This window comes from Rhodococcus sp. M8, from assembly GCF_015654185.1.
Lineage (GTDB): Bacteria > Actinomycetota > Actinomycetes > Mycobacteriales > Mycobacteriaceae > Rhodococcus > Rhodococcus aetherivorans.
Genome location: NZ_CP064065.1, coordinates 4,795,078 through 4,809,283, shown reverse-complemented (window position 1 = coordinate 4,809,283; position 14,206 = coordinate 4,795,078). Strand labels below are relative to the sequence as shown.

Annotated in this window: 13 protein-coding genes; 6 read left to right on the top strand and 7 right to left on the bottom strand. The window is 70.6% G+C overall.

Translation table 11 applies throughout. The features are described 5' to 3' along the window. Positions 1-48: 48 nt before the first annotated feature. The 4 genes from ISO16_RS21810 to ISO16_RS21795 are packed head-to-tail and all read right to left on the bottom strand — an operon-like array spanning position 49 to position 4,231. Positions 49-1,146 (bottom strand): acyl-CoA dehydrogenase family protein, encoded by a 1,098-nt coding sequence (locus tag ISO16_RS21810; RefSeq protein ID WP_072634333.1) that lies wholly within the window; start codon positions 1,144-1,146, stop codon positions 49-51. Next, positions 1,143-2,336 (bottom strand): acyl-CoA dehydrogenase family protein, encoded by a 1,194-nt coding sequence (locus tag ISO16_RS21805; protein WP_029541170.1) that lies wholly within the window; start codon positions 2,334-2,336, stop codon positions 1,143-1,145. Before ISO16_RS21805 ends, ISO16_RS21810 begins: the two co-directional genes overlap by 4 nt. Before the next feature lie 34 nt (positions 2,337-2,370). Beyond that, positions 2,371-3,405, bottom strand: a complete 1,035-nt coding sequence (locus ISO16_RS21800) for a phosphotransferase family protein (RefSeq protein WP_006942877.1) — start codon at positions 3,403-3,405, stop codon at positions 2,371-2,373. Continuing rightward, positions 3,392-4,231: an enoyl-CoA hydratase-related protein gene (locus ISO16_RS21795; protein ID WP_072634332.1), complete on the bottom strand. Its 840-nt coding sequence runs from the start codon at positions 4,229-4,231 to the stop codon at positions 3,392-3,394. The genes ISO16_RS21800 and ISO16_RS21795 overlap by 14 nt, the downstream gene beginning before the upstream one ends. A gap of 350 nt (positions 4,232-4,581) precedes the next feature. Here ISO16_RS21795 and ISO16_RS21790 point away from each other — a divergent pair, with 350 nt between their 5' ends. Beyond that, the gene (locus ISO16_RS21790; RefSeq protein ID WP_072634331.1) at positions 4,582-5,619 is read left to right on the top strand and encodes a phosphotransferase family protein; all 1,038 of its coding nucleotides are present in this window, start codon (positions 4,582-4,584) and stop codon (positions 5,617-5,619) included. A gap of 61 nt (positions 5,620-5,680) precedes the next feature. Here the strand turns inward: ISO16_RS21790 and ISO16_RS21785 are convergent, their stop codons facing one another. Beyond that, positions 5,681-6,463, bottom strand: coding sequence for an IclR family transcriptional regulator (locus ISO16_RS21785; RefSeq protein WP_043801479.1), 783 nt, complete (start codon positions 6,461-6,463; stop codon positions 5,681-5,683). A 203-nt stretch (positions 6,464-6,666) separates the two neighbouring features. Between ISO16_RS21785 and ISO16_RS21780 the strand changes: the two genes are divergently transcribed. From ISO16_RS21780 to ISO16_RS21760, 5 genes are all read left to right on the top strand, one after another. Then, positions 6,667-7,434: a CoA transferase subunit A gene (locus ISO16_RS21780; protein ID WP_029541161.1), complete on the top strand. Its 768-nt coding sequence runs from the start codon at positions 6,667-6,669 to the stop codon at positions 7,432-7,434. Further along, positions 7,431-8,093: a CoA transferase subunit B gene (locus ISO16_RS21775; RefSeq protein WP_072634330.1), complete on the top strand. Its 663-nt coding sequence runs from the start codon at positions 7,431-7,433 to the stop codon at positions 8,091-8,093. The genes ISO16_RS21780 and ISO16_RS21775 overlap by 4 nt, the downstream gene beginning before the upstream one ends. A gap of 49 nt (positions 8,094-8,142) precedes the next feature. Further along, positions 8,143-9,333 (top strand): acetyl-CoA C-acetyltransferase, encoded by a 1,191-nt coding sequence (locus ISO16_RS21770; RefSeq protein ID WP_075288590.1) that lies wholly within the window; start codon positions 8,143-8,145, stop codon positions 9,331-9,333. A 259-nt stretch (positions 9,334-9,592) separates the two neighbouring features. Further along, on the top strand, positions 9,593-10,981 hold the full coding sequence (locus ISO16_RS21765) for an NAD(P)/FAD-dependent oxidoreductase (protein ID WP_072636742.1): 1,389 nt from the start codon (positions 9,593-9,595) through the stop codon (positions 10,979-10,981). Positions 10,982-10,985: 4 nt separating this feature from the next. Beyond that, positions 10,986-11,987 carry an ROK family protein gene (locus ISO16_RS21760; RefSeq protein ID WP_072636741.1) on the top strand — a complete coding sequence of 334 codons (1,002 nt, stop codon included), beginning with the start codon at positions 10,986-10,988 and terminating at the stop codon, positions 11,985-11,987. 236 nt (positions 11,988-12,223) lie between these two features. Here the strand turns inward: ISO16_RS21760 and ISO16_RS21755 are convergent, their stop codons facing one another. Together ISO16_RS21755 and nthB are read right to left on the bottom strand one after the other, a co-directional pair. Next, a complete protein-coding gene (locus tag ISO16_RS21755; RefSeq protein ID WP_072636743.1) occupies positions 12,224-13,432 on the bottom strand; it encodes a GTP-binding protein in 1,209 nt (402 codons plus the stop codon). Between the two features lie 116 nt (positions 13,433-13,548). Further along, complete coding sequence (gene nthB / locus ISO16_RS21750) at positions 13,549-14,187, bottom strand: nitrile hydratase subunit beta (RefSeq protein ID WP_230304408.1); 639 nt, start codon at positions 14,185-14,187, stop codon at positions 13,549-13,551. Positions 14,188-14,206: the final 19 nt, after the last annotated feature.

Below are 14,206 nucleotides of genomic sequence, written 5' to 3'. Positions count from 1 at the left end.
GTGGCGGCACCTGTCCTTTCGTGTGTTGTTGCAGCGCAATCGTTTCGGTCACGAGACCGGCAGGCCGACGAGGTCCGCCAGCCGGGCGCGGTGCCGGGACGGGACGCCGAGCGCGAGCTGATCGGCCTTGGCCCGCTTGAGGTAGAGATGCGCCGGGTACTCCCAGGTCATGCCGAGGCCGCCGTGCAACTGGATGCACTCCTCGGCAGCGTGGACGGCGACGTCGCTGCAGTAGGACTGGGCGACCGCCGCCGCGATCGCGGTGTCGTCGTCGCCGCGTGCGTACGCGTCGGCCGCGTACCGGGCGGCCGACAGCGCTGCGCCCACCTCGAGCCACAGATCGGCGAGCCGGTGCTTGATCGCCTGGTACGAACCGACGGCGCGGCCGAACTGGCGGCGCTCCTTGACGTAGGCGACGGTGGTCTCGAGGCACCACTGGGCCACCCCGAGCTGCTCGGAGGCGAGCAGCACCGCCCCGCACTGCAGCGCCTCGGTCACCGCGGCGGCCGCGTCGCCGCCGTCGACGCGGGTGGAGGCGGCCCCGGCGAACTCGACGTCGGCGATCGGCCGGGTCATGTCCAGCGACAGCACCGGGGTCACCGTGACGCCGGCGGCGTCCGACCGGACGGTGTGCAGTTCGAGGCCGTCCGGCCCCGCGACGGGGACGACGAGGACGTCGGCCTCGTGTGCCCCGGCGACGCTGGTGACCCGTCCGGTCAGGCCGTCGGCCGTGCGACGCACCCCGATGATCGCGGCGTCCGGCGCCGTCGACAACGGCACGACGAGGGCGCCGGTCGCGGCGCCCTCCGCGAGGGCCGGCACGGTCCCGGTGTCGCCGGCGCGCAGCAGCGCGACGGTGGCGAGCACCGCGCTCGACAGGTACGGCACCGGCGCGGCGGCCCGGCCGATCTCCTCCATGACGACCGCGGCCTCGCGGGTGCTCGCGCCGGCGCCGCCGAGCGACTCGGGCACCAGCAGCCCCGCCAGCCCGAGTTCGGCGGCGACCGTCTTCCACACGCCCGAGAAGTCGGCGGGCGCGGCGTCGTACGCGGTCACCACGACGGAGGGTGGGCAGCGATCGGTGAGCACGCGACGGACGCTGTCCCGCAGGGCGTCCTCGGTGTCGGAGTACAGCAGGTCGGTCATCGCGCCAGGTCCTTCCACGGAATGTCCTTGTCCACACGGTGTTCCGGAGGCAGCCCGAGCACCCGCTCGGCGACGACGTTGCGCAGGATCTCCGACGTGCCGCCCTCGATCGAGTTGCCCTTGGCGCGCAGATACCGGTATCCGGGTTCACGGCCGGTGAAGTCCACCGCCTCCGGCCGGCGCAGGGTCCAGTCGTCGTACCGGAGGCCGTCCTCGCCGTGCAACTCCACCTCGAATCCCGACACGGTCTGGGCGAGGCGGGCGAACGCGAGCTTCATGCCGGAGCCCTCCGGACCGGGCTGGCCCGCGGCGAGCTGCTGGCGCAGGCGTTCTCCGGTCAGCCGGGTCACCTCCGCCTCCACCCACAGCCGCATCAGCTGGTCGTGCCGCGCCGGGTCGCGCAGCTCGGGACGCTCGCGCCACGTCGCGGCGACCTTGCCGATCATGCCGCCCTCGCGGGGCGCGCCGGAGCCGATCGCGACGCGTTCGTTGTTGAGGGTGGTCGTGGCGACGCGCCAGCCCTGCCCCTCGTCGCCGAGCCGGTTGGCGTCGGGTACCCGCACGTCGGTGAGGAACACCTCGTTGAACTCGGCCTCGCCGGTGATCTGCCGCAGGGGTCGCACGTCGACGCCCGGATCGCTCATGTCCAGCAGGAAGTACGTCAGGCCGGCGTGCTTGGGCACGCTCGGGTCGGTGCGGGCCACCAGGATCGCCATCTGCGCGTTCTGCGCGCCCGACGTCCACACCTTCTGGCCGTTGACGATCCAGTCGTCGCCGTCGCGGACCGCGCGGGTCGCGACGGCGGCCAGGTCGGAGCCGGCGCCGGGCTCGCTGAACAGCTGGCAGTAGATGTGCCGTCCGGTGTAGAGGGGACGCAGGAACCGGCGTTTCTGCTCCTCGGTGCCGAACGCCGCGATGGTGGGCGCGGCCATGCCCAGGCCGATGCCGTTGCGGCCCGCGGCGGGCCGGGGTGCTCCGGCGGCGGCCAGTTCAGCCTCGACCTGCGCCTGGTGACTCTGCGGCAGGCCGAGTCCGCCGTGGCCCGGCGGGAAGTGCACCCAGGCGAGACCCGCGTCGAACCGAGCGCCGAGGAAGTCCTCCGGCCCGGTCGTGCTCGGATCATACTGGTCCAGAAGATGTTTCACGCGCCCGGAGAGGTCGCGCGAGGTCGTCTGCTCGTCGGGGGACATCGTCGTCTCCTGCGTGTCGAGGGTGGTGGGGGCGTCAGATGCCGGCTTCGTCGGCGATCTCGCGGGCCTTGTGGACGAGAGCGTCGATGCGCGCGACCGTGGGAGTGCCGGCCGCGGCCTTGTTCTGCGGTTCGTCGAGGGCGCGGCGCATCACACCCTCCGCGATCACCGCCACCTTCCACAGCCCCAGCGCGTGCCAGAACTTCAGCGCCGCCGGGTCGCGGCCCGTCTCGTCCAGGTAGACGGCGGCGAGTTCGGCGCGGCTCGGGAAGCCCTCGAGGGTGGAGGCGGGGAAGTCGCCGCCGGTGTCCTCCCCCGGCTCGGGCCAGTACGCGAACAACGACCCGACGTCGGCGAGGGGGTCGCCGACGGTGGACAGTTCCCAGTCCAGCGCGGCGACGACGTCACCGCTCTCGCACGAGGTGATGACGTTGCGCAGGTGGAAATCACCGTGCACCAAGGTGATTTCGTGCTGTGGCGGCACGGCGGCCAGGAGCCGGCGGGTCAGGTCGTCGAGTTCGGGCAGCTCGCGGGTCTTCGACTTCTCCCACTGGCCGGCCCAGCGGTGCAGCTGCCGCTCCGCATACGGCTTGGGGCGGGCGAGGGCGTCGAGCCCCGTACGTTCGAGGTCCACGGCATGGATCCGGCCGAGCGTCCGCGCGAGCGACAGCCCGATCCGGCGGCGGCGCTCCGGCGTCAGGGATTCGGCGACGGACATCCGGTCCACCACCTGTCCGTCGACGAACTCCATGAGCACCAGCGGCACGTCACTGAATGCCGGATCGTCGGTGAGCCCGAACACCTTCGGCGTCGGCACGTCGGTGCCCTCGAGCGCGGAGAGGATGCGGGCCTCGCGCGCGACGTCGTGCGCGGACGCCAGTAGGTGCCCGAGCGGCGGTCGCCGCAGCACCCACCGGCGGCCGTCGCCGTCCTGCACCAGGTAGGTCAGGTTCGACTGTCCGAGCCCGATGCGGTCGAAGGTCAGCGGCGCGGTGTGCTCGATGCCGAGGTCGCCGAACCAGCGCAGGATCGCGTCCGGGTCGATGCCGACGGTTTCACGCAGGGGCATGGGCACTCCCGGGCAGGGCGGCGAACGCGGGGGCGCGCCGCTCGAGGTGACTGGCGACGCCCTCGGCGACGTCGGGACCGCGGAAGGCCTCGCGCATCAGGCGGTCCGCGGCGGCGAGCGCGTCCGGGTAGGACCGGTCGGCGTCGTCGCGCAGCTGCTGCTTGATCGTCGCCATCGACCGCGGCGAGCAGTGCGCGGCGAGGTCGGTCGCGTAGGCGACGGCGGCGTCGACGACGTCGCCGGTGGTGACGAGATGGTCGAGCAGGCCGATCCGGTGGGCCTCGTCCGCGTCGACCATACGGCTCGACAGGAGCAGGTCCGTGGCGCGGCTGTGGCCCACGAGGCGGGGCAGCAGCCAGCTGCTGCCGTACTCGGCGATGAGCCCGCGGCGCGCGAACGCGGTGGTGAACCGGGCGGTCGGGTCGCCGAAGCGGACGTCGCAGTAGAGAGCCTCGACCAGGCCGAGTCCCGCGACGGGTCCACGGATCGCGGCGACGAGCGGTGTGCGGACCCGCAGCGGGAAGTCGCGCGGGCGTGGCCGCATCAGGTCGTCGTCCGACGCGTCGGCGACGTGGCGCAGGTCGTCGAGGTCGGCGCCGGAGCAGAATCCGCGGCCGGCACCGGTGACGACGACGGCCCGCACCTGCGGGTCGTCGTCGGCCTCGGCGAGCAGGTCGAAGTAGCGGTCCTCGAGCGCGTTGCTCCAGGCGTTGAGCTTGGCCGGCCGGTTGAGGGTGAGCAGGGCGACGGGGCCGCGCCGCTCGGTCAGGACCAGGTCGTCGGTGGTGGCCACGCCGCGGGTCGCCGCGGCGGGTGCGTCGGTCATCCGGGTGCTCCTTCACAGCAGGGAGTCACGTAACTTGACGTCAGATTCAAGTTGCTGAGCGCTCGCATAGTTTGCGCCCGAGGCGGTGTGATGTCAATCGCTCGGGCCATCCGGATGTGACCGGGGCAGGCGGCCCGGGCCACGGTCGGTGCGGGCTCGACGAGGCTTGCCCGATCCCCGAGTCCCGGGTCGCCGGCGGGCGGAGGACCCGGTCAGGCCCAACGGCGTCTGGGGCGCGTGGACCGCGCCCCGAATTTCCCCGGTGGTCCGGCACGGCACGTACCGATCGGTGCGCGAGGCGAGTAAGCATGAGGGATCCGCACCGGATCCGAACGAGCAGAGAGGGCGCGATGGCTCAGGTGGATGCCGCGAGCGAGCCGATCGGCCTCGACGCAGCGCGCGTCACCGCGTGGTTCGTCGAGCACCTCCCGGACGTCGCACCCCCGTTGCACTTCGAACTGATCACCGGAGGCCGGTCCAACCTCACCTACCAGGTCCGTGACGAGGCGGGGACGCGTTGGGTCCTGCGCCGGCCGCCGACCGGGGAACTGCTCTCCTCCGCCCACGACGTCGTGCGGGAGTGGCGCATCCTCGACCTGCTCGCCGGCGGCCCGGTGCCGGTGCCGCCGGTGACGGGCTGCTGCACCGACCGGTCGGTGACGGGGGCGGACTTCTACGTCATGAAGCACGTCGAGGGCATCGTCCTCGGCGATGCCGAGACGGTCGCCGCGATCCCCCGGCCGAACCGACCGACCGCCTCCCGCAGCATCGTGGACACCCTCGCGGTGATCCACGCGGTGGACACCACGACCGGACCGCTGGCGCAACTGCGCAAACCGGGCAGCTACCTCGAGCGCCAATTGCGGCGCTGGAGCCGTCAGCTCACCGCCGGCGGTGTCGGTCCCGGGCCCGTGTGGGACGTCCACGAGCTCCTGACCCGGAAGCTGCCCGCCGAACGGTGGACCGGGTTGGTGCACGGCGACTTCCGGCCGGGCAACCTGCTGATCGGGACCGACGGGCAGGTGCGCGCGGTTCTGGACTGGGAGCTGTGGACCATCGGCGACGTCATGGCCGACCTCGGGTGGCTCACCGCCACCTGGGCGTCGGCCGACGTGATCGGCTGGGCGCCCGATCCCGCCGACGGTTTCCTCGACGTCGAGACGGTCGTCTCCCGGTACGCCGACACGACCGGCCGTGACCTCGACGACCTGCGGTATCACCAGGGCTTCGCGCTGTGGAAGCTCGCAGCCATCGCGGAGGGTGTGGCGGCGAGGTTCCGCGCCGGCGCGATGGGCGATCAGGAGGTCGACATCGACGCCCTCGCACAGCGTCCGGCGCAGCTGGCCGAGATGGCCCGCGCGGTGCTCACGGGGCGAGGGCCGGGCTGACGCGACGCGAGTGCGGGCGGTGCGGCGGCCCGATCCGGGTGCGTGTCCGGACGATCGTCCCTCACCCGGATCGCCGGGGGCGGTGGCGCAGCAACTGGGTGAGACGATGCGCCTGCCGGAGCAGCAGTTCCCCGAGTTCGGGACGACGGTCGGCGCGGAAACGGCTCTCCACCCCGGTGATGCTCAGCGCCCAGGCCGGCGCGTCCCGGTGGTCGAAGACGGCGGCCCCCATCCCCCAGCTTCCCTCCACGAGCAGGGCGGGATTGGTGGAGTAGCCGGCCAGGCGCGTCGCGGCGATCCGTTCCTCGACGGCCTGCCGGCTGTGGTCCGGCCCCCACCCGGCGGTCAGGTCGGTGCGGGACAGGTACTCGTCGATGTCGCGGTCGGACAGGTGGGACAGGATGACGAGCCCCGCGGACGCGACACCCAGGGGCAGCCGGATCCCGACGTGGAGGACGTGGGAACGCAGCGGGAAACTGCCCTCCTCGCTGGCGAGGCACACGGTCTCGTCCCCGCGCCGGGCGGACAGGAAGGCGCTCTCGCCGGTCTCCCGTGCGAGGTCGCGCAGGATGTCGCGGGCGAGGTCGGTGATGTCGTAACGGCCGGCCGCCAGCGAGCCGAGCAGGTACAGCTCGGGCCCCAGCGACCATCGACCGGTCTTCGGGTCGCGGTCGACGAGGCCCTCGTCGGTGAGCGAAGTCAGCAGGCGGTGCGCCGTCGGGCGCGCGAGGTTCGTCGCCCGGGCCAGATCCGAGGTCGACGAGCCGGTGGGCTCGTGCCCGGCGATCGCGCGCAGCAGCGCGCTGACGCGGCCGATCACGTGGGGTCTCTGTGCCTCCTCCATGACACGAGAATACGTCCACTCAGTGAACGCCGTCGAAATCGACGTTCCGATGGGCGAGCAATCTCGAATGCGCCGCTCGCAAGGCCTTGAAATCGGCAAACACAGAGCATGTAGTGGTACTCGACCGATGCGTCATCGTCCATTGAATGAACGCATCTTGCACCGGGGTCCGGAGGGACCGAAGTCTCGAGAAGGGGTCTGTGATGGGAACGAAAGTGTTCGACACGCCCGCGGCCGCCGTCGCGGACGTGTCCGACGGCGCGACGATCGCCGTCGGCGGGTTCGGGTTGTGCGGCATCCCCGACGCCTTGATCCGCGCGCTGGTCGAGTCCGGCGTCGGCGATCTCGAGGTGTTCTCCAACAACTGCGGCGTCGACGACCACGGCCTGGGCCTGCTGCTGAACGCGCGCCAGATCCGCCGGGTCACCGCCTCCTACGTCGGGGAGAACAAGGAGTTCGCCCGCCAGTATCTCGCCGGTGAGCTCGAGGTCGAGCTCACCCCGCAGGGCACCCTCGCCGAGCGGCTGCGCGCCGGTGGCGCCGGCATCCCCGCGTTCTTCACCCCGGCGGGTGTCGGCACCCCCGTCGCGGACGGCGGACTGCCGTGGCGGTACCACGTCGACGGCTCGGTGGCCGTGGCCTCCCCGCCGAAGGAGACCCGGGCCTTCGGCGACAAGCGGTACGTGATGGAGGAGGGCATCACCGCCGACTTCGCGCTGGTGCACGCCGTCAAGGGCGACACCGCCGGCAACCTGATCTTCGACAAGACGGCGATGAACTTCAACCCGCTGGCCGCGATGGCCGGGAAGGTCACGATCGCGCAGGTCGAGGAACTCGTCGAGCCCGGCGAGCTCGATCCCGCGCAGGTGCACCTGCCGGGAATCTTCGTGCAGCGCATCGTCGAAACCGGTCCGCAGGACAAGCGGATCGAGAAGCGGACAGTCCAGGCAACGGAAGGGGCGGCACGATGACCGGCACCAAGGGATGGACCCGAGACCAGATGGCGGCCCGCGCGGCCGCGGAGATGATCGACGGCGAGTACGTCAACCTGGGTATCGGGCTGCCGACGCTCATCCCCGGTCATCTTCCGCCGGACGTGCAGGTGACGCTGCACTCGGAGAACGGCATCCTCGGCACCGGCCCGTACCCGACCGAGGAGAACGTCGACCCGGACCTGATCAACGCGGGCAAGGAGACGGTCACCGTCAATCCCGGTGCCGCATTCTTCGATTCGGCATTGTCGTTCGGCATGATCCGCGGCGGGCACATCGACACCGCCGTGCTCGGCGGCATGCAGGTCTCCCGGACCGGCGACCTGGCCAACTGGATGGTTCCCGGCAAGATGGTCAAGGGCATGGGCGGCGCCATGGACCTGGTGCACGGCGCCAGCCGCGTCATCGTGGTCATGGAACACACCGACCGCGACGGCAATTCGAAGATCGTCGACACGTGCTCCCTGCCCCTCACCGGCCAGGGTGTCGTCGACCGGATCATCACCGACCTCGCGGTGATCGACGTCGTCGGCGACGGGACCCTCGCGCTGCGCGAGCTCGCGCCGGGCGTGACCGTCGACCACGTCGTTGCGGCCACCGCGGCGCCGCTCGAGATCCGCATCGACGAGCTCGTCTGAGAGAAGTAGTCGAATACCCCTGCTCGACAACAAGATCGGAGACCCCATCGTGACCAGTTCTGTCATCGTTGCCGGAGCCCGGACCCCGATGGGGCGTCTGCAGGGCGCCCTGAAGGACCTCTCCGGTTCGGACCTCGGCGGGGTCGCCATCGCCGGTGCCCTCGCCAAGGCCGGGGTGGCCCCGGAGCAGGTCGAGTACGTGATCATGGGTCAGGTGCTCACCGCCGGCGCCGGCCAGATCCCGGCCCGGCAGGCCGCGGTGGCCGCCGGCATCCCGATGGACGTGCCCGCCCTGACCGTGAACAAGGTGTGCCTGTCCGGCATCGACGCGATCGCGCTGGCCGACCAGCTCATCCGCGCCGGCGAGTTCGACATCGTCGTCGCCGGCGGCCAGGAGTCGATGAGCCGGGCCCCGCACCTGCTCGAGCACTCCCGGGCCGGGTTCAAGTACGGCGATGCGACCCTGCGCGACCACATGGCCTTCGACGGGCTGCACGACATCTTCACCGACCAGGCCATGGGCAACCTCACCGAGGCCGCCAACACCGGCACCCGGTTCGTCTCCCGCGCCGAGCAGGACGCCGTCGCCGCCGCCAGCCACCAGCGGGCGGCCCGCGCGCAGAAGGACGGGCTGTTCGACGCGGAGATCGTGCCGGTGTCGATCCCGCAGCGCCGCGGCGAGCCGGTCGTGGTCACCGCCGACGAGGGCATCCGCCCGGAGACCACCGCCGAGTCGCTGGCGGCGCTGCGGCCGGCGTTCGCGAAGGACGGCACCGTCACCGCCGGGTCGGCCTCGCAGATCTCCGACGGGGCGGCCGCGGTGGTGGTGATGAGCCGGGCCAGGGCCGAACAGTTGGGTCTGTCCTGGCTCGCCGAGATCGGCGCGCACGGGGTGGTCGCCGGCCCGGACTCGACGCTGCAGTCCCAGCCGGCCCGGGCGATCGCCAAGGCCTGCGCCCGGGAGGGCCTGGACCCGGCCGGGCTGGACCTGGTGGAGATCAACGAGGCGTTCGCCGCGGTCGGGATCGCCTCCGGCCGCGAGCTGGGGCTGGACCCGGCCCGGATCAACGTCAACGGCGGCGCCATCGCGCTGGGCCACCCGCTGGGGATGTCCGGGGCCCGGATCGTGCTGCACCTGGCGCTCGAACTGGCCCGCCGCGGCGGCGGTGTCGGGGCCGCGGCCCTGTGCGGCGGCGGCGGCCAGGGCGACGCCCTCATCGTCCGCGTCCCCAAGACGTAGGACCCGCGACCTCGAGGATCCGTCGAGGACCGTCACGTTCGGGCGGAGGCGACACGATCGCCTCCGCCCGAACGCGTGTCCGGGGACCCTGTCGCGCGCCGGCCGGCGCGCGACGCGGTCGACCGGGGCATGAGGGATAGATTTTAAAGTGCGAATGTCCGGACAAAGTTTGACAGGATGGGGTGACCTGCAGCACAGTTGTCACACGCGCCCGGACATCGCACCGGGACACCACCCATCCCGCGAAAGGGGCTCCCCCATGTCCGTCTCGGAAGCGACCGTCACCGGCTCGTCGGACCGTCGCGCGCGGCACCGCGTGGTGGTGGTCGGATCGGGATTCGGCGGGCTGTTCGCCGCCCGCGCGCTCGCGGACGCGGATGTCGACATCACCCTCGTCGACCGGACGTCCCACCATCTCTTCCAGCCCCTCCTGTACCAGGTGGCGACCGGGATCCTGTCCGAGGGCGAGATCGCCCCCGCCGTGCGGCTGGTACTCGAGGACCAGGACAACGTCACGGTGCGGATGGGCGAGGTGTACGACGTCGATCCGAGCACCAGGACGGTGCACTCCCGGCACGGCGACACGGAATCCGTGCTCGAGTACGACAGCCTCGTCGTCGCGGCCGGAGCCCGCCAGTCGTACTTCGGCAACGACCACTTCGCCGAGAATGCCCCCGGACTCAAGTCCATCGACGACGCCCTCGAGATCCGCGCCCGCATCCTCGGCGCATTCGAGCAGGCCGAGGTGACCGACGACCCGGACGAGCGCCGCCGGCTGCTCACGTTCGTCGTGGTCGGTGCCGGTCCCACGGGCGTCGAGATGGCCGGCGAGATCGCCGAACTCGCCAGGCGCACCCTGGCCGGGGCCTACCGGACCATCGATCCGCGTGAGGCACGGGTCGTGCTCGTCGACGCCGCTCCCACCGTCCTGCCGCCGTTCGCTCCCGCCCTCCAGGACGCGGCCGCCGCCGCCCTCGGCCGGCTCGGCGTCCAGATCGAGCTGGGAGCCGTCGTCACCGGCGTGGACGCGGAGGGCGTCACCCTGCGCTCGCCCGACGGCTCGGAGCGGCGTATCGAGGCGGCGTGCAAGGTGTGGTCGGCGGGGGTCGCGGCCAGCCCGCTCGGCGCCGTGCTCGCCGACCGCACCGGCGCCGAGCTCGACCGTGCCGGGCGAATCCTGGTGGAACCCGATCTCTCCGTCGCCGGCCACCCCGACATCTTCGTCGTGGGCGACATGATGAACCGCGACGGCCTGCCCGGTGTCGCCCAGGTGGCCATCCAGGGCGGCCGGCACGCGGCCGCAGCCATCGTCGCCGACGTGAAAGCGCTCGCCGCGGGACGCCCCCGCCCGGAACGCACGCCGTTCCGGTACCGGGACAAGGGCTCGATGGCCGTCATCTCACGGTTCAACGCGGTCGCATCCGTCGGCCGGCTCGAACTCTCGGGAGCGCTCGGCTGGTTCCTGTGGCTGGTGGTGCACCTCGCCTACATCGTCGGCTTCCGCAGCCGGTTGACCACGACGGTGTCGTGGACGTGGTCGTTCCTCGGCCGCAGCCGCCCCCAGTTCACCGCGACCGATCAGCAGGCGAAGGCCAGGGGCGCGCTCCGCGAGCGCGCGAACCGGATCACCCACCCGGTGGCGAGCTGACCCGATGGTCCTCCATGCACCGGACACGGACTGCGCCGCGGACGAGACCACCCCGCATGCCATAGGGATCGACGTCGGCGGAACCAACATCCGCGCCTCGGTCGTGGACGAGCACGGTCGCATCCTCGCCGAAACACACCGGCGCACACCGTCCTCCGCCGATGCCCTGTCGAGTGCGCTCGTCTCGGTGGTCGACCACCTCGCCACCGGGAATCCGGTGGACGCCGTCGGCGTGGCGGTGGCCGGGTTCGTCGCTCGGGATCGAGCGACAGTGACGTTCGCCCCGCACCTTCCCTGGCGCGACGCTCCGGTTGCCGCCGAACTCACCGCGCGCGTAGGGCTCCCGGTGATCGTCGAGCACGACGTGAACTCGGCCGCGTGGGCCGAGTACCGGTTCGGTGCCGGCGCGTCGGGTGAGAACGTGGTGACCCTCGCCCTCGGGACCGGCATCGGTGCGGCGCTGATGGTGAGCGGGACGCTCTACCGTGGAAGCTTCGGAGTGGCAGCAGAACTCGGCCATCTTCAGGTTGTTCCGGGTGGCCGGGCGTGCCCGTGCGGCAAACGGGGATGCTGGGAGCGGTACTGCAGTGGTACGGCCCTGGTGGAGACGGCCGTGTCGTTCGCCCGCCGGGACCCGCGGGCGCCCGGCGCCCTGTCCGCGGCGGCACTCACCGCTCCGGACAACCTGGACGGGCACGCGGTGGCGGCCGCGGCGCGAGACGGAGATCCCCTCGCGCTGAGCGTATTCGGCAGTTTCGCGTACTGGCTCGGGGTCGGTCTGGCGGTGATCCAGGACATCTACGACCCGGATGCCGTCCTGCTGACCGGCGGAGTGAGCGAGTCCGCGGATCTCTACCTCGACACCGCGAGGGCCGTGGCGGGCGAGCTGCGAACCGGCGGCCGGTACCGGAGGGGCGCGCAGGTCCGCGTCGCCGAGCTGGGGGCATCCGCCTCGCGGATCGGCGCCGCGGATCTGGCACGCACGCTGATCCCGAATCCCCGGTGATCGGAGAACGGGTCGGTCGGCACGGCACCGGTCGCACAAGCGCGCCCGTCCTCACGCAGGTCGTAGCGCTTCACCGGAGACTCGACAGACGGAATCCCGCGGAGCTGGGCCGTGTCGTCAATTATCCGGTTCGGGGTCAGGAAACAGTCATGGCTCCAGTAGTGCATCACCACCCCCGCCGACACGCTGCGAAAGCTCGGGTCCTTGATCGTCGAGGACGTGTGCACAGCCCCGAGCTACATTCGGGCCGAGTGAGCCGGCGCCAAAGACCCGTCGCCCAGGGGGTCGGCGAACTCGGACCAGGCATCGATCCCCATGGCGACCTCGTCCATGGTGAGCAGGCACGCGTCGAGGCGTTCGATGAGGTTGTCGCGGTCGAGGGATTGCCCGATGAAGACGATCTCTTGTCGGCAGTCTCCGACGGATTCGTCCCATGCCGTCGTGATCGCCTCTCGGCGTTCGTCGTCGGGCCAGTATTGCTTCGGGATGAATCGCCACCACCGACCGACGTAGTCGTGTCTGATGAGATGTCCTGCTTGCGAGAGACTGCCGATGTCGGTGACACGGGCGGCGTTCCAGAAGTACCCCTTGGCCCGCAACAGCCGGCCGTTCGTCCACTCCTCATGGAGGAACTTGTGGAAGCGGACCGGATGGAAGGGTGTCCGGGCACGGTAGACGACGGATCCGATGCCGTATTCCTCGGTCTCGGGTGTGTGGGTTCCATTGAGTTCTTGCAGCCATCCGGGGGCGGCGGCCGCTCGCGTCAGGGAAAAGGATCCGGTGTTGAGGATCCAGCCCGACGGGATCCGGCCCATCTGCATCGGGCGGATCTGTGCGACGCTGTTGAGTCGGCGCAGGATGGCGGTGAGCTCTTCGAGTTGCTGCTGGCTGATGAGATCGGTCTTGCTGATCAAGATCACGTCGGCGAACTCGCACTGGTCGGCCAGAAGATCGGAGAGCTCGCGTTGATCCTGCGGCGAGTCGGCAGGCACCTGACGCCCTTCTTTGAAGTCTCGCAGGAAGTTCACCCCGTCGACGACGGTGACCATCGTGTCGAGACGGGCAATGTCATCGAGCGCGAACCCGGAGGGGTCGATGAAGGTGAAGGTTTCCGCGACGGGCAGCGGTTCGGAAATGCCCGAGGATTCGATCACGAGGTAGTCGAATCGACGTTCCCTGGCGAGGCGGACGATCTCGCTGAGCAGGTCCTCGCGGAGTGTGCAGCAGATACACCCGTTGGTCATCTCGACCAGCCGCTCCTCCGATCTGCTGAGCGTGACTTCACGAGCGATGTCGGCTCCGTCGATGTTCACCTCGCTCATGTCGTTGACGATGACGGCGACACGGAGGCCTTCCCGGTTCGTGAGCAGATGATTGAGCAGGGTCGTTTTTCCGGCTCCGAGGAAACCGGAGAGAACGGTCACCGCAAGTCGTTCGTCGGTCATCGTCAGGTCCATTTCTTCGAGATCGGCGAGCAGGAAGAGCTGACTACTGTCCGGGGTCGGGGTGGAGGCGCCTCATCGACGCCTCCACCCGGGCCACGGTCGGATCGGCGGAGGCGTCAGGCAACGCGCTCGAGATAGCCGCCGAAGAGGTCGACGACAACGGCGGTCCCGTCGGTGTCGTCGCCGAACAACTCCGCGGAGGCGAACTCGACGCCGTATGTCGGCTGAGCACCCGCATCGTCTCTACCGTGACCGATCGAGTCGGGGAACGGCCAACTCTCGGTGGTGCGGTGTTGTACCGTGCCGACCTTGCTCCGGCAGAATGCCGGGTAACGGACATGGCCGGCGAAAAAGTCGTCCTTGACCCGCACCAACTCGCCCACCTCGAAGGGCGCGTCAGGAACGATCGCAGGACGTCCCTCGGAAATCGCCGGCAGCGCGAGGGGGAACGGTCCGCCTGCCAACCGCTCGAGCTCGTCCTGGGTCAGCACGCCCTTCTCGACCATGAGGGAGGCGACGCCGATCACGTAGCGTTCGTAGTACGGCGTGGTCAGGTAGTGACGCGGCTCGATCCGTTCCACCACATGGCGGACCTCGTCGACTGAGAAGTGGCCGAGCTCCACGCCTAGAAACATCAGGCTGTAGGGGAGATGCTCCCAGTCCTTCTTGAACGTCGCACCGATATCGGCGTTGGCCGTGTGCGGAACGCGACCGAAACCCTGCCTCCCGGCGAGGTCGTGAATTCCATCCATCATGAACTCCTTCAGGGACGAG

Coding starts and splice junctions, on each gene's coding strand:
- ISO16_RS21810 (WP_072634333.1), bottom strand. CDS start 1,146: ATGACCGACCTGCTGTACTCCGACACCGAGGACGCCCTGCGGGACAGC.
- ISO16_RS21785 (WP_043801479.1), bottom strand. CDS start 6,463: ATGGAGGAGGCACAGAGACCCCACGTGATCGGCCGCGTCAGCGCGCTG.
- ISO16_RS21780 (WP_029541161.1), top strand. CDS start 6,667: ATGGGAACGAAAGTGTTCGACACGCCCGCGGCCGCCGTCGCGGACGTG.
- ISO16_RS21795 (WP_072634332.1), bottom strand. CDS start 4,231: ATGACCGACGCACCCGCCGCGGCGACCCGCGGCGTGGCCACCACCGAC.
- ISO16_RS21765 (WP_072636742.1), top strand. CDS start 9,593: ATGTCCGTCTCGGAAGCGACCGTCACCGGCTCGTCGGACCGTCGCGCG.
- ISO16_RS21760 (WP_072636741.1), top strand. CDS start 10,986: ATGGTCCTCCATGCACCGGACACGGACTGCGCCGCGGACGAGACCACC.
- ISO16_RS21805 (WP_029541170.1), bottom strand. CDS start 2,336: ATGTCCCCCGACGAGCAGACGACCTCGCGCGACCTCTCCGGGCGCGTG.
- ISO16_RS21755 (WP_072636743.1), bottom strand. CDS start 13,432: ATGACCGACGAACGACTTGCGGTGACCGTTCTCTCCGGTTTCCTCGGA.
- ISO16_RS21775 (WP_072634330.1), top strand. CDS start 7,431: ATGACCGGCACCAAGGGATGGACCCGAGACCAGATGGCGGCCCGCGCG.
- nthB (WP_230304408.1), bottom strand. CDS start 14,187: ATGATGGATGGAATTCACGACCTCGCCGGGAGGCAGGGTTTCGGTCGC.
- ISO16_RS21790 (WP_072634331.1), top strand. CDS start 4,582: ATGGCTCAGGTGGATGCCGCGAGCGAGCCGATCGGCCTCGACGCAGCG.
- ISO16_RS21800 (WP_006942877.1), bottom strand. CDS start 3,405: ATGCCCCTGCGTGAAACCGTCGGCATCGACCCGGACGCGATCCTGCGC.